This window comes from Pseudomonas sp. 05N432, assembly GCF_056396945.1.
On the sequence record NZ_JBFTMM010000013.1, the window covers coordinates 118,406 to 133,122 of the forward strand.

Here is a 14,717-nt window from a genome sequence, read left to right on the forward strand (position 1 = left end):
CCCGCGCCTCATTCGGTCGCGGGGCTTTTTTTTGCCTGCAAACAGGGGTGACTCCCCACACTCTCCCGTGTTAGCGGTGATCGTCGGATTTGCGGGTTTCCTGGACAGTCACCGTAGCCGTGGTCCCGGCGCGCAGCGTGTTTTTGCCGGCGTAGTCGGCGTCGATCTGAATCCGTACCGGCACCCGTTGCGCCAGTTTGACCCAGGTGTAGCTTGGGTTGATGTTGGCCAGCAAACGGCCGCCGGGCAGGTTCTCCCGGTCGGCAATGGCGAAAGCGATGCTTTGCACGGTGCCGCCAAAATGTTCGCCACTCATCAAGTCGATATCGACCCGGTCACCCTCCGCGATTCGCGGCAGTTTGGTTTCTTCGAAGTAGCCGCTGATATAAAACGAGTCGCTGTCCACCAGCGCCACCAGCGGACCGCCCGCGGTCGCGTAATCGCCCTGCCGCGTCAGCAGATTGGTGACATAGCCACTGACCGGCGATTCGACCCGGGTGCGCTCCAGATCGTGTTCAGCCTCGGCCAATGCGGCGATGGCCAGTTGCACATTGGCCTGGGCAAACCCCAGGTTGGCCTGGCTGCGCAGCAAATCGGCCTGGGCCACCGACACCTCGGTACTGGATTTTTCCCACTCTTCGCCAGAGACCGCCATGCGTTCCTTGAGGGTCCGTCGACGCTGCTCCTCGCTTTGACGCTGCTTGAGCAGCGCCTGGCTGGCAACGATGGTGGCTTGCGATTGCCCCAGTGAGGCCTTCGCCACTTCCACCGAACGCTTGGCATGTTCCACCGCCAGGGTGTAACGCGAGGGATCGATTTCCAACAGCAGCTGCCCCTTCTCCACATGCTGGTTATCCTGCACGCCGAGGCGCACGATGCGTCCTGCAACATCGGCGGACAAGGTCACCACATCGGCACGCACCCGTGCGTCCCGGGTCCAGGGTGCGCGGGTGTAATGCTCCCAGGCAAACCAGCCGAGCACAAAAGCCAGCACGACCACTGCCAGTGTCGAGAGTTGGGCAAGGATCTTCTTCAAGGCATCAGGCTCCCATCGCCAGTATCAACATCGCGCACACGCAGGCGTACAACGCGCCTTCGAACAAGGCTTCATGCCAGACGAATTGCAATACACCGAGGCGCCGCAGGAACCAGTCCAGCACCAGGAAAATCGGCAAGCCCAGCAGCAGCGCCTGGGCAATCGGTGGCAGATAGACGCCGCCTATTTCCAGATCAATGGTCAAGCGCAGGTACTCCTTGCAAGGTGACAGGCTCAAAGTGGCCACGGTGGCGCTCCAGGAACGACACCACGATCAACAACGCCACACGCATGCGAAACACTGACCACAGGTGTTCATGGACGCTGCAGTGCAGCGCGTCCAGCTCATCGCCCAAGCCGTGCAGGCTGTCGAGCACACGATCCACTTCGATGTTCGGCCGACCGGCGACCAGCCGCCCGACTTCCCGAACGGTGGCGAACAACCGGGTTTGCGTCTGCGGGCTCAGTAGCACGTTGTTCTGCCCCTGCTGCCTGAGCTGGTTCAAGGCAATACCCAGGGCCAGACAGCCGAGGCTGACCTCGAACAGGTCGCGCGCCGGCTTGTCCTGGATGGCTGGCAACAGCCCCAGCATCGTGGTCAGACGGTCGACCAGACGACTCTCGAAGGCAAACTGGTTTTCATCGGTGGCCGGTTTTTTCAGCAAGGCATAGACCTGCTCGCAATTTTCCTGGTGCAGCCGGCGAATACGCAGAACGGGCCTGAAGGGAAAGATCAAGGCATACACACTCAACGCCAGCACGGTGGCGCAGGTGTAAGCGCCAGCAAATTCAAACCACTGGATCGCGGTGTTCTGCCCCAACCCGATGTTCTGCGGGCCCAATAACAGAAACGTCGACAATCCCAGCCCGATCCCCGTCCCCGTGGTTGACGGGCTGGACAACCCCACCGCAACGGCATACAGCAATGGCGCCAGCAACAGGGCCAACAGCTCGAAGCTACTGATCATCGGCACCAGCGCAAACTCAAGCACCGCCGACACCACCAGCGCCAGCCCCAGGCCCCGGGCATAACTCTGGGCAGCCAACAACGGGCGGGGAAACGTCGCCATCAACGAGCAGAGGATCCCCGCCACAATCATCCCGCCCCGGGCGCCGTCCCAACCGGTTTCGATCCATATCAGGCCAGCCACCATCAATGCGCAGAACGCACGGATGGCGTTCATCGTCGCCAGGGTGAAATCCAGGTGCAGCGGATTGGCCTGACCGCGAAACACGCTACTGGCCTTGCGTCCGCTCTGGATCGCGTCGCTCAACTCCAGAATCGTTTCAAGCTGCTGCAGCATTCGCGCCTGTTCCCAGCGCAGTGACCATGACAGAGAGCGCAAGGTGGCCTTCAAGGGCTCGGTCAGTTGCTCCGAACGGTAGGCCAGTGCATCGAAACGCTGTTGCAACGCCGCAAACTGGTGCCGTTTCTCGCTGGACAGCGCACGCCCCTGCCGGGCCAACTCATCGAGAAAGGTCAGCTCTTCGTTCAGCAAATGCTGGATTTCGGCAGGGATCTCGCCTTCCCAGCGTTCGAGCAACAGCTCGCGCTGATGGCGCAATGCGGTGAGCCGCGCGGTCAGCAACAGCAGTTGATTGCCAAGCAATTGCACCAGGTCGTCGGCACTGCGCAAACGCGGCGCGTCGTAATACAAATGCCGGCGTACGCCCTCCAGCGCGCTGATCTGCCCAAGCAGCTGCATTTGCCGACGGTGGAAGTCTTCCTCGCTTTCCTCGGTCCGAATGACCGCGCTGGCATGGGTTGCCAGCAGCTTGATCACCTGATCGATCCTGGCAAAGTAATCCTTGGCCACAGCCTCCGGACGCGCGGTCAGCAGGCTGACGACACAGACACAGGCAACCGCCAGCAACGTCTCGGTCACGCGAGTCACGGCCAACAGGAAGGTGCCCTCCAGATCAGGCACTGCCAACAGCCCCACCACTACTGCCGTATAGCCGCTGAGCACAAATGCCTGGGAACTGGTGTAGCGCAACAAGGTGCCACCGGCGGTGCACAGCGCCAGCCACAGGGACAACGTCATTACGAAAGGCACCGGCGCCTGGGGGAAGATCGCCATGATCACCACGGCCACGGCCGCGCCGAGCGTAGTGCCGATGACCTGGCCAAAACTGCGGGCAAGCGCCATCCCGGCCAGGGGCTGGCTGACGATGACCACGGCCATGATCGACCATTTGGGCTGATCGAGGTCAAAAAGAAAGGCCAGGTACAGTGTCAGCAACCCGGCGGTGATCGTTCTCAAGGCAAACAGCAACACCCCGGGACCGGGGTGGAGGATCGCCTTGAAGTACTGCAGCAACGCTTGCATGGCAACGCTCGTCGAGTCATCTCCAGCAAGCGTAGTCACTGCGACGACACGTGAGAGGTTTCAGCTCGACATGTACCGATCAAGTATGGTTTTAACCATGTCCCGGGTTTGACTCGCAGCGCCAGCTGACCGATGCTGGCAGCTTTGCAAACACTGTCAGATTCCGGATTCCTGCATGCCCATGCCTCGCCGCTACCTGTACATCAGCCTGCTGGTCCTGTTTGCCGTCGGCATTGCCTGGTTTTCTCTGCGCAGTACCACGCCAGAGGTGCCTCCTGCGGTCAAGCAGGGCTATCACGACGCCATGGAAAAGGCCCGTAACGGCCAACCTGGTGCGGCGCGAGTGCTCTACCAGCAACTGGCACGTCCGGACTTGTCGGATACGCGCCGTGTCCTGTTGCATGCCGAACTGGCGAATTACCCGAGCCCGCAGGCACTGAAACTGGCAGACGCCGACCTGCAAAGCCCTGTGGCCGAGGTTCGCCAGGCGGCGATCAAAAGCATCGTCGGGCTGGTGCCCAATGGCCAACGCAGCCTGTTACTCGGGCCATTGCTCGACGACCACGAGCAAGCCGTGCGTTTTGCCACCGCGAACGCGTTGCTGGGGCTTTCGCCGGATGATCTGGGGTTGTACTTCGGCCCTTTGCAGCAGGTCATCGACGAGTATGAGCACTCGCTTAACAGTCAGCCCGAAAGCGCCGAGACCCAATACCAACTGGCTCGCCTGCACCTGCACAACGCCCAATTGAAAGAAGCCCAACAAGCGCTCGATCAGACCTTGCGCCTGGACCCGGGCAACTTGCCGGCGCTGGTGATGCAGATCGAGGTCCTGGATAAACAGGGCCAGGCCGATGCAGCCCAACAAATGCTGGCCAGACAGTTGCAGGCCCAACCCGACTCCGCCTACCTGCAACATGCCTTGGGGCTTTGGCTGCTGCATCACGGGCAAAGCGAGTTTGCCTTGCTCGGCCTTTCAAAAGCAGTGGAGCTTGCGCCCGACAACAGGGAATACCGCTACGACCTGGCAACCACCTTGCACGGCCAGGAAGAACTGGAAGCCGCGCAAAAGCAGCTTCAGGAAATCGTTCAGCGCCACCCGGCCGACCGCAAGGCGCGGGTAACGTTGATCAACTACTGGAAGGAAAGTGGCCAGCTGCAGAACGTTCAGGTGCTGCTGGCACAACTTGAGCAGATGAATCCGGATGATCCGGCGTTGCAGCAGGGACTCTAAAAGACCACCAGGTTCGATAGATGCGCGTGGGAACGATCAAACAGCCAATTACAGTGCCGCCCCCCGTAGCAGCTGTCGAGCCCGCGAGGCTGCGTTCGAGGACGCAGTCCTCGCCAATCCGGTGAACGCTGTTTTCCTGAACGAACATGTTGCTTGATATTACGACTGCTTCGCCGCCGAACGCAGCCTCGCAGGCTCGGCAGCTGCTACGACGGGTGTTTAAGCTTGCCTACGCGGTGAATCGTGCACTGGATATCCTCGATACACCTGAACCAGCGTAGGAGCTGGCGTAGCCTGCGATCTTTGATCCCGGAAAGATCGTCCGAACGCGGCCCGAGCCTTCGGCAGCTCGGAGGATTGCGTGGGGCTTACGAAAGCATTTCGTGCATCAAGACCTGCAACTCGTCGAGATCGAACGGCTTGGCCAGGATCGGCGCCTTTTGCGCGATCGGGCTGCCGGACTCACGAATTTCCTGCGGGTAACCGCTGATGAAAATCACCTTGAGTTCAGGTCGCAACTTCACAGCAGGTTCCGCAATCTGTACGCCGGAGATGCCACCGGGCAGACGGTAATCGGTGATCATCATATCCAGGTGCGGTTTGCTCGCGAGAATTTCGAAAGCCTGCTCGCCATCTACAGCCTGCAAAACCCGATAGCCCTCACCCGATAGATAGGCGACCAGTACCATCAGGATCGAGGGGTCATCTTCAACGATCAATACGACGTCTTGTGCATCTTCACTCATGGGAAGCCTTTGTTCGGTCAATAGCTGCTGATACGACCCTTCGGTCACGCAGAGGTTGCGTTGCTTTGTCTGTTTTCCTGCAGCGGTAGGCAAACACGAAATAACGAACCTTGATTAATCTTGCTCTCAACGGTGATGGATCCGCCATGGGCGGCGACGATTTGCTCGGAAATAAATAGCCCTAAACCCAGCCCGGCCACCACGGTTTTCGCCGACACACGCTCGAACTGCTGAAAAATACGTTTCTGGTTTTCCTCACTGATGCCAATCCCCTGGTCCCTGATCTCCATCCGCGCTTCGCCGTCCTGGCTGTACACGCGCACCTCGATCGGACGCTTGGCACCGTAACGCAGCGCGTTGGTCAGCAGGTTGGACACCACCTGTTCGATGCGAAACTCATCCCAATTGCCTTCCACCGGTTGCGGCGCGAAAAACGTTACCGACGACTCGGCAGACTCCACCTGCGGTGCAAAATTCTGCAACAGGTTACCCGTCAACTGTGCCAGGTCAAAACGACTGGGGCGAATGGACAGCTTGCCGGTGCGAATCCGCGACACATCGAGCATGTCCTCGATCAAGCGAATCAGGCTCTTGATCTGCCGCTCATCGCGATCGACCATCGCGTGCATCTTGTCCAGGGTAAACGCCGCAGCATTGTCCCGGGCCAGGTGCATCTTGCGCAGTTGGGTTTCAAGGATCAGCCCGTTCAACGGTGTACGGACTTCGTGAGCGACGATCGACATGAAGTCATCGCGCATGCGCACGGCCTGCTCCAGTTCGTTCTGCGTGACCTGCAATTGCTTGAGTAACGCCTCCTGCTCACAACGGCTTTGCTCCAGGGCGTCGACCTGCAGCTTCATCGCCTTGCGCTGCCGGTACAGGTCGACAAACACGTTGACCTTGCTTTTCACCGCGTGGATATCCAGCGGTTTATGCAAAAAGTCTACCGCACCACTTTCGTACCCCTTGAACGCGTAATTGCTCTCGCGCCCTGCAGCACTGACAAAAATTATCGGAATGCTCCGGGTCTTCTCGGTACCACGCATCAATTCGGCCAGTTCGAAGCCGTTCATGCCAGGCATCTGCACATCGAGGATGGCGATGGCGAACTCGTGTTGCAGCAGTAATGACAAGGCTTCGTCCGCGGATAGCGCCTTGTACACCGTACGGTTTTCACGGGCGATCAGCGCTTCGAGCGCCAGCAGGTTCTCTGGCAGATCGTCGACGATCAGCAATTTGGCCTGGATATTACTCAGCATGCTTGCGGTAGATCCGTTCTTGTTTGACCAAAGGTTCGAACTGCTTGCCATAAGTCGAGAAGTCCAGGGTTTCCTTGCCGCCCAGCACCAGGAAACCACGATGACACAGCGACTCATGAAACAGCCCGAAGGCGCGATCCTGTAATTTTTTATTGAAATAAATCAATACATTACGACATGAAATTAATTGAGTTTCTGAAAAGACACTGTCAGTCGCCAAGCTGTGATCGGCAAAGGTCACGTTCTCGCACAGGGTCTTGTCGAAAATCGCGTGGTCATACGCTGCCGTATAGTAGTCGGCGAACGAGCACTGACCACCGGCCTGCTGGTAGTTATGGGTGTAGGCGCGGATGTTCGCCAGCGAGAAAATCCCCTGCTTGGCCTTTTCCAGCGAGCGTGGGTTGATGTCAGTGGCGTAAATGATGGTGCGCTCCAGCAAGCCTTCTTCGCGCAGCAGAATAGCCATCGAATAGACCTCTTCGCCCGTGCTGCACCCGGCAATCCAGACCTTGATCGAAGGATAGGTCTTGAGCAGCGGCACCACTTCCTGACGAATGGCCTGGAAGTGCGCCGGGTCGCGAAACATCTCGCTGACCGGAATCGTCAGCAACTGCAGCAACTGCATGAACGCCGTCGGGTCGTGCAGCACCCGCTCCTGTAGCGCGGAAATGCTCTTGCATTCGAACTGATGCAAGGCGTGATTGACCCGACGCTTGATCGAAGCGCCGGAGTAATCACGAAAGTCGTAGCTGTATTTCAGGTAGATAGCTTCGACCAGCAACCGCAGCTCGATGTCGATATTGTTCTCCACTTAGATACGTTCCATCTTCGGCAACCACACGCGAATCAGCGAGAACAGGCGGTCCAGGTCGATGGGTTTGGCCAGGTAATCGTTGGAGCCTGCTTGCAGGCAGCGCTCCTGATCGTCCTTCATCGCCTTGGCCGTCACCGCGATGATCGGCAGCTTGCGCCAGCGCGGGTCCTTGCGGATCTCGAGGGTGGCTTCGAAACCGTCCATCTCCGGCATCATCACGTCCATCAGCACCAGGTCGATGTCATCCACCTCATTGAGTCTCTCGATCGCTTCACGACCGTTACGGCCAATCACCACGATAGCGCCCTTGTGCTCCAGCGCGCTGGTGAGGGCAAAGATATTGCGCACATCATCATCCACCAACAGCACCTTGCGGCCTTCGAAGACCCGGTCGCGGCTGCGGGCAGTCTTGAGCATCGTTTGCCGCTCATGGGATAACCGCGATTCGACTTTGTGCAGAAAGAGCGTCACCTCGTCGAGCAGGCGCTCTGGCGAGCGTGCGCCCTTGATGATGATCGAGCGTGAATACTTGCGCAGGTCCGCCTCTTCATCACGGGTCAGGTTACGCCCGGTATAGACGATCACGGGCGGGAACGAGCAGATATCTTCGGTGGACATGCGCTTGAGCAAGTCATTGCCGAGCATGTCCGGCAGTTTCAGGTCGATGATCATGCAGTCATAGATCGTCTCGCGCAGCAGGTCCAATGCTTCCTGGGCCAGGCCGACAGCGGTGATCTCGATGTCATCGTCACCGATCAGCCGGGCAATGCTGTCGCGTTGCAGGTCATCGTCCTCCACCAGCAGCACGCGTTTGACCTTTTGCGTCAATTTGGCTTCCAGTCGTGCGAAGACGTCCTTGAGCTCTTCGCGGGTGGTCGGCTTGAGCGCATAACCGATGGCGCCCATGTGCATGGCGGCCTCGACGCGGTCCTCGACGGAAATCACGTGAACCGGGATGTGCCGGGTTTCGGCATGCTCTTTCAGGCGCTGCAACACCGTCAGCCCCGAATGGTCCGGCAGGCGCATGTCCAGCAGGATCGCATCCGGCATGAAGCGTGTCGCCAGGTCGTAACCTTCGTCGGCACCGTGAGCCACCAGGCATTGATAGCCCAGCTCGTGGGCCAGGTCGAAGAGGATGTGTGCAAAGTTCACTTCATCTTCCACTACCAGCATGCAACGGCGAGTGAACGGCGCCTTGTCACGGTCATCCGCAAAGCGCGGAATCTTCGCTTCGACGATCAGCGGCGCAGGCGCGGCAGTCACCTTGGGAGCGGCGACGACCGGTACGATCTTCAGCAGCTCACGCGGCTCATCGCCAAGGTCGACATACTGCACAGGCAACACCAGCGTGAATGAGCTGCCCTGCCCCGGTTCGCTGATGACGCTGATCGAGCCGCCGAGCAACGCTGCCAGGTCACGCGAAATCGACAAGCCCAGCCCCGTGCCACCGTAACGACGGTTCGTACTGCCATCGGCCTGACGGAAGGCCTCGAAAATACTTTCCTGCTGATCGCTGGCAATACCGATGCCCGAGTCACAAACGATAAACCCAATGCCCTCGCCCGGCTGCCTGGTGACCGTCAGGCTGACGCTACCCCTCTCGGTAAACTTGATAGCGTTCGACAACAGGTTCTTCAGCACCTGCTCCAGACGCTGACGATCGGTGAACATCATCAACGGCACATCCGCTTGCAGTTCGACGTTGAACGCCAGGTGTTTGTGCGTTGCCAACGGCTCAAACATGCCGCGCAAGCCATCGACCAAGCGCGCGACACTGGTGTTCTCCGGGCGTATTTCAAGCTTGCCGGCCTCGACCTTGGAAATATCCAGAATGTCGTTGATCAGGTTGAGCAAATCGTTGCCGGCCGAGTAGATCGACTCGGCGAATGTCACCTGTTCAGCGCTGAGATTTTGTTGTGGGTTCTCTGCCAGCAACCTGGCGAGAATCAACGAACTGTTCAGCGGCGTGCGCAGTTCGTGGGACATGTTGGCGAGGAATTCGGATTTGTACTGGCTGGAGCGCTGCAACTCTTGCGCACGCTCTTCAAGTTGTACCTGGACCTGGTTCAACTCACCGTTCTTGCGATCCATTGCATCGCGCTGTTCGGCGAGCTGTTCGTTGGTCTGCTCAAGCTCGGCCTGCTGGGCCTCCAGCTGCCACTGCGACTCCTTGAGCACCCGCGACTGTTCTTCCAGCTCTTCGTTGGCCGTCTTCAGTTCTTCTTGCTGCACCTGCAACTCTTCATTGAGTTGCTGGGTTTGGGCGAGTACTTCCTGCAATCGTTGGCGATAACGCGCCGCTTCGATGGAGGTGCCGATATTCCCGGCGATCAGCTCCAGCAACTCGACATCGCGCTCGGTCAGGGCACGTAGAAACCCCAGTTCGATGACACCGTTGACCCGATCGTCATCACGGGTCGGCACCACCAGCACACTGCACGGCACGCCCTCACCCAACCCGGAGCTGACTTTGAAATAGCCGGTGGGTACTTCATCCAGACGAATCAGCCGGCCTTGCTGTGCCACTTGGCCAGTAATGCCCTCGCCACTGTCAATCGCTTGCTCGCGCCCTTCCTGCTCGCGGGAGAAACCATAAGAGGCAATGCGCGCGAGGCCTCCGTGCTCTTCTTTGACGTACATCGCGCCGACGGCGCTGCCGAGGTATTGCGCGCAAAACTGCAGAATATTGCGGCCCAACCGATTTAACGTCAGTTGCCCAAGCACCTGCTCCGCCAATTCGGTCTGGCCATTGCGCAGCCAGGCTTGTTGTTCCAGCCGTTGCGCGCTGTTCTGTTGCGCCGCGAGGTTGGCGCTGTACTTTTTCGACAGACTGAGCAAATCGCGACGGCCGACGTAGGCCAGCAAACCACTGATACCGGCCACCAACAGCAGATACAGGGAAATGCTCCAGATCGTCGTGCGTCGAACCTCTTCGTTGCGCGTGATACGCAACTGTTGCTCCATGTCGATGACATCTTCGTACTGCTTGCGGATTTCATCAGTCAGTCGCTTACCGCGGCCGGATTGCACCGCTGCTCGGTAATCACCGCTGCGATGCTGCAAATCGATCATGGTCTGCGCGTAATCGTTCCACTCGACCTGCAACGCCTCGAGCCTGCGCAGGCGATCAACCTGTGGCGGGTTATCGGCCGTCAGTTCCTGCAAGGTCTTGAGCGCAGCGATGATCCTCGGTTTGGCCGTTTCGTAGGGATCGAGAAAGTGCTCGTCACCGGACAACAGAAAACCCCGCATCCCGGTTTCCAGATCGACCGTCAGCGTTAACGCTTGGTTGGCGTTATTGATCACCCGGTCCGTGTGCTGGACCCATTGGATCACCGACAACAGATAGGTGATCAAAGAGACAAAAAATACCGCGCTAAGCACGCCCATACCCAGCGGCAAGCTGATATTGCGGCTCAGCAGTTTGCGAAAACCTTGCTCATCAACCGAAGACGAAGCAGTCATTGGATGGCCTTGGTGAACCGTTGTAAGTGAAGGAGTTTGCTCCATAAACGCTCTCGAATGCTTTTTTCTGACAACCTTGCGGCAATATCCTGCATCGTTCTGCATGATTCAGAGCGAACGGTTACCCTGTCGACTCACGCCGGTAACTACAATCAACCTGTGACCGACCGCCTTCTTCCGAGAGCCACCACCATGTCCGCCACAGCGCCCACCATCCTTGTAGTCGAAGACGATAGCATCGTGCGCATGCTGATCGTCGACGTGCTGGAAGAACTCGAGTTCAAGGTGCTGGAGGCCGACAGTGGCAAAGCAGCGCTTGCCCTGCTCAACGATAGCGCGCAAATCATCGATCTGCTGATGACCGATGTGGGATTGCCAGAGATGGATGGCCGGGAGCTGGCCGCTCAGGCGCGTGTACTGCACCCGGCGTTGCCGATACTGTTTGCCAGTGGTTATGCGGAAAGTATCGACGTGCCGGAAGGTATGTCGGTGATTGGCAAGCCGTTCTCTATCGACCAGTTGCGCGACAAGGTCCTGAGCATGCTCGCGGCTTGAGCTCAGCTTTTCTTGCGCACTTCATTCAAGGTACTGGCCACTTTCAAGTGCCGGTACAGCAAGGTCGACGCCCATTCCCGATCGCCCTGCTCCAGCGCGTCGATAATTTCCAGGTGCTCACGGCAGGAGGTGCGGACCCGTTCCAGGTTCGACACGGTATGAAATTCGGTCAGCCGGCGCAGGCGGTTTTGCTGCTGCAGGGTTTGCAGGATGAAGCTATTGCCGGATGCTGCAGCCAGTAACTCGTGAAATTCGGCATTGGCTTCGAAAAAGCTCAGGCTGTCTGGAGTCCCTTCGAGCAGCGCCTGCTGCTTTTCACGGCAACGCTGCAAGCGTTCACGCGGCAGATTGAAGGTCGGTTCGAGCAAGCCCGCGGGTTCCAGGAGCATGCGGAAGCGATAGCTTTCGAAGCGCTTTTCGGCCGAACCCAAGGTGGGTAAAAACATCCAGCCGTGCCCGTGTTTGCGCTGCATCACGCCTTCGTCGGACAACCGCAGCAAGCAACGGCGCAATACCGCTTTGCTGGCACCGTAGCGACGCAGCAGGTCACTCTCCATCACCTGATCGGGAATCGCCTGAGCCAGTCGATCATCGATCAGCCGCTGATACAGCTCCTCATCCTCACCGATCGGCAGACTGACCTTGGCCAACTCATCGCTGAGCGGTGTATCCAGCACGCAGTAACCCTGATGGGGCAAGCGCCCGATCACCTGCTCTTGCGCCAGATAGACCAGCGCCCCGCGAATCGGCGAGCGAGACACGCCAAAGCGCTCGGCCAGTTCGACCTCTTTGAGGTGACTGCCGGGGGTTAACTCGCCAGACCTGATCGCCATGAGAATCTGCGAAGCGACTTTGGTCTGGAGTGCGGTGGGTTGGGTCATCGAAAAACGTCCATGAATCAGCTGTCAGACGCTAACTCATGAATCGGCAAACTTCCAGTCAATACAAGCGCATAAGGCGTCGCTGGGCGATTGCCGGGCACAATAAACATCATCAGCTGTGGTTTAATTGCGCCCCTCATTTCTCCCCAGCCTTCTGCCCGCATCAAGGAAATCCCGTTCATGAGTCAGCCCCGCGCAACCAAAGTCCTGGTCATTGGTTACGTCTGGCCCGAGCCGCGCTCATCCGCAGCCAGCGGACATGTGATGCAAATCCTTGAAACGTTTCTACAGCAAGGCTGGGACATCACGTTCAGCAGCCCGGCCGGTATCGGCGAACACAAGGCCGATCTGGCGGAATTGGGCATTCGTGAAGTCCCCATCGAGCTGAACAACAGCAGTTTCGATGCCTTCGTCAGCGATCTGGCTCCAGATATCGTGCTGTTCGATCAGTTCATGATGGAAGAACAGTTCGGCTGGCGTGTCGAGAAACATTGCCCTGGCGCCTTGCGCGTACTTGAGACCTCTGATCTGCAGAGCTTGCGACATGCCCGCCACCAGCGGCTCAAGGACCGCCTCAAGGCCAGTGACGACGCCAATGACTTCAGCGAGTTGTTCGCCCCGGCGTTGCGCGAAGAGTTCGAGCTCATGGCCGATACCGATCTGGCCAAGCGCGAAATTGCCGCGCTGTTCCGCTGTGACCTGAACCTGATGATCTCGGAAGTGGAAATCGAGCTGCTGGTCGAGCAGTTCAAACTGCCGCGCCAGTTGCTGCACTGGTGCCCGTTGATGATCGACCCGATCACTCAGCCGTTCACACCCTTCGAGGACCGTGCGCATTTCCTCAGCATCGGCAATTTCCGCCATGCGCCGAACTGGGACGCCGTGCTCTGGATGAAAACCACCCTCTGGCCACTGATCCGGCAACAACTGCCCGGTGCGCAACTGCACATTTATGGCGCTTATACGCCGCCAAAGGCGACCGCGTTGCACAACCCGAGCCAGGGGTTCCACGTGATGAACTGGGCCGAAGACGCCTTGCAGGTCATGTCTGCGGCACGCATCTGCCTGGCTCCGTTGCGTTTCGGTGCTGGCATCAAGGGCAAGATTGTCGACGCCATGCTGTGCGGCACACCGAATGTCACCACGCCGGTCGGTGCCGAAGGCATGTCCGGGGACATGCCTTGGCCGGGCGCGATCGCCGAAAGCGCGCAGAGCCTTGCCGATGCAGCCGTGCGCCTGTATCAAGACAAGACGCAGTGGACCCTGGCTCAAAACGCCGGCATAAACCTATTGGCTGGTCGTTACCAACAGCGCGTCCATGGCCCGGCACTGATTGAGCGGCTGATGGATTGCCGCGAAAACCTGTTGAAACGGCGCAACGACAACTTTGTCGGCAGTATGTTGCGGCACCATCAGCACAAGAGCACTCAATATATGTCGCAGTGGATTGAAGAAAAAAACCGTTCCAATGGATAAGTCTTCGTTGACCTGGTGACCGTTTATGCTGACTTTTTGGCCGAGCCCAAAACAAAAGACCATCACTTTTGTTTGGCTTTCGCCTTCATAAGATTGGCTGTCATGCAATGAGCAACCAGCGCCGACTCTTCAAAGAAATCAACATTGATCACACTGCAATTCAAAACCTTCTCATGGCGAGCAGGGTCAAACCACTCGTTCAAATGAGTGGTTATATTCACGGGCCCTTGTGCCAAACCGTAACTCGTGGCGGACAATGACCATGGCATGCCCAAACCATCTGGACGCTCTATTGTTTTGGCAATAAACATCTTCACATCAGCGACACTGGCGAAATCGATCCCCGTCCATTCGCATCTCAGTCCCCAATTGAAGTAATTGCGGTCAATGTTTCCATAAGACGCCAGCATGACACGTTGAAATGGACTGATTCTTTTTAGTTCCCCCAATGTCAAATAACGATTTTCGGGGGGAATCACCCGCCCTCCCAAGTGTTGCGTCAGCAGTCGGGAAAATTCCTTTGCGTCGAACGGACTGCTATTGGAGCTTAGTTGCTGGAAGTTCAAGACAATGAACTCATCAGGATTTTGCTCAAGGAATCTGTCCACGGCCATGATCAGATCTTCCAGGGCCCGAGAAGATCGATATCCATTGTGCTGAAACCAGAAGCCGCCCTTGCCGTCATACTCAAGCCTGAGATCAAGTGCGCGGGCACCGTTGACCAGTTGATAGTAAAAACTATTATTCTGGCAAGCTGCCCAGTGGCTGACACCCGGAACCGCATAAGAAGCTTTTTTATCGACCCCCGAATTGTGAGCACCCGGCAATACCAACTCCCCCAGTGTCAGCACGTCGATGGCAGGCAGGCCGGTCATCCATTTATAAAAATCGTTAGCCATATTTCATCCATTACCTATGTTTTCG

Annotated in this window: 12 protein-coding genes; 3 read left to right on the plus strand and 9 right to left on the minus strand. The window is 58.0% G+C overall.

Annotated elements, in window-relative coordinates; all coding sequences use genetic code 11:
* Positions 1 to 70: 70 nt before the first annotated feature.
* Genes AC1DHT_RS15545 through AC1DHT_RS15555 form a run of 3 tightly spaced genes read right to left on the minus strand, consistent with a single transcriptional unit; the run spans position 71 to position 3,366 of the window.
* Complete coding sequence (locus AC1DHT_RS15545; protein WP_427537362.1) at positions 71 to 1,036, minus strand: HlyD family secretion protein; 966 nt, start codon at positions 1,034 to 1,036, stop codon at positions 71 to 73.
* A gap of 4 nt (positions 1,037 to 1,040) precedes the next feature.
* The gene (locus AC1DHT_RS15550; protein WP_054597206.1) at positions 1,041 to 1,241 is read right to left on the minus strand and encodes a DUF1656 domain-containing protein; all 201 of its coding nucleotides are present in this window, start codon (positions 1,239 to 1,241) and stop codon (positions 1,041 to 1,043) included.
* Positions 1,231 to 3,366, minus strand: a complete 2,136-nt coding sequence (locus tag AC1DHT_RS15555) for an FUSC family protein (protein ID WP_427537366.1) — start codon at positions 3,364 to 3,366, stop codon at positions 1,231 to 1,233. Before AC1DHT_RS15555 ends, AC1DHT_RS15550 begins: the two co-directional genes overlap by 11 nt.
* A 175-nt stretch (positions 3,367 to 3,541) precedes the next feature.
* On the opposite strand from AC1DHT_RS15555, the gene AC1DHT_RS15560 reads away from it, so the two are divergent.
* The gene (locus AC1DHT_RS15560) at positions 3,542 to 4,597 is read left to right on the plus strand and encodes a tetratricopeptide repeat protein (protein WP_427537369.1); all 1,056 of its coding nucleotides are present in this window, start codon (positions 3,542 to 3,544) and stop codon (positions 4,595 to 4,597) included.
* Positions 4,598 to 4,965: 368 nt separating this feature from the next.
* Here AC1DHT_RS15560 and AC1DHT_RS15565 read toward each other — a convergent pair whose 3' ends face one another.
* From AC1DHT_RS15565 to AC1DHT_RS15580, 4 genes are read right to left on the minus strand one after another with little or no spacing between them, the layout of a single operon-like run.
* The gene (locus tag AC1DHT_RS15565; protein ID WP_054597203.1) at positions 4,966 to 5,343 is read right to left on the minus strand and encodes a response regulator; all 378 of its coding nucleotides are present in this window, start codon (positions 5,341 to 5,343) and stop codon (positions 4,966 to 4,968) included.
* A gap of 44 nt (positions 5,344 to 5,387) precedes the next feature.
* The gene (locus tag AC1DHT_RS15570) at positions 5,388 to 6,602 is read right to left on the minus strand and encodes a hybrid sensor histidine kinase/response regulator (RefSeq protein ID WP_427537373.1); all 1,215 of its coding nucleotides are present in this window, start codon (positions 6,600 to 6,602) and stop codon (positions 5,388 to 5,390) included.
* A complete protein-coding gene (locus AC1DHT_RS15575) occupies positions 6,592 to 7,413 on the minus strand; it encodes a CheR family methyltransferase (protein ID WP_427537377.1) in 822 nt (273 codons plus the stop codon). Before AC1DHT_RS15575 ends, AC1DHT_RS15570 begins: the two co-directional genes overlap by 11 nt.
* Positions 7,414 to 10,881, minus strand: coding sequence for a response regulator (locus AC1DHT_RS15580; protein WP_427537380.1), 3,468 nt, complete (start codon positions 10,879 to 10,881; stop codon positions 7,414 to 7,416).
* Between the two features lie 192 nt (positions 10,882 to 11,073).
* On the opposite strand from AC1DHT_RS15580, the gene AC1DHT_RS15585 reads away from it, so the two are divergent.
* Positions 11,074 to 11,436, plus strand: a complete 363-nt coding sequence (locus AC1DHT_RS15585) for a response regulator (RefSeq protein WP_427537383.1) — start codon at positions 11,074 to 11,076, stop codon at positions 11,434 to 11,436.
* Between the two features lie 2 nt (positions 11,437 to 11,438).
* On the opposite strand, the gene AC1DHT_RS15590 is transcribed toward AC1DHT_RS15585, so the two are convergent.
* On the minus strand, positions 11,439 to 12,317 hold the full coding sequence (locus tag AC1DHT_RS15590) for a GntR family transcriptional regulator (protein ID WP_427537386.1): 879 nt from the start codon (positions 12,315 to 12,317) through the stop codon (positions 11,439 to 11,441).
* Positions 12,318 to 12,497: 180 nt separating this feature from the next.
* On the opposite strand from AC1DHT_RS15590, the gene AC1DHT_RS15595 reads away from it, so the two are divergent.
* A complete protein-coding gene (locus tag AC1DHT_RS15595; protein WP_427537389.1) occupies positions 12,498 to 13,793 on the plus strand; it encodes a glycosyltransferase in 1,296 nt (431 codons plus the stop codon).
* 62 nt (positions 13,794 to 13,855) lie between these two features.
* On the opposite strand, the gene AC1DHT_RS15600 is transcribed toward AC1DHT_RS15595, so the two are convergent.
* Positions 13,856 to 14,692 (minus strand): phosphatidylinositol-specific phospholipase C domain-containing protein, encoded by an 837-nt coding sequence (locus AC1DHT_RS15600; RefSeq protein WP_427537391.1) that lies wholly within the window; start codon positions 14,690 to 14,692, stop codon positions 13,856 to 13,858.
* Positions 14,693 to 14,717 lie beyond the last annotated feature (25 nt).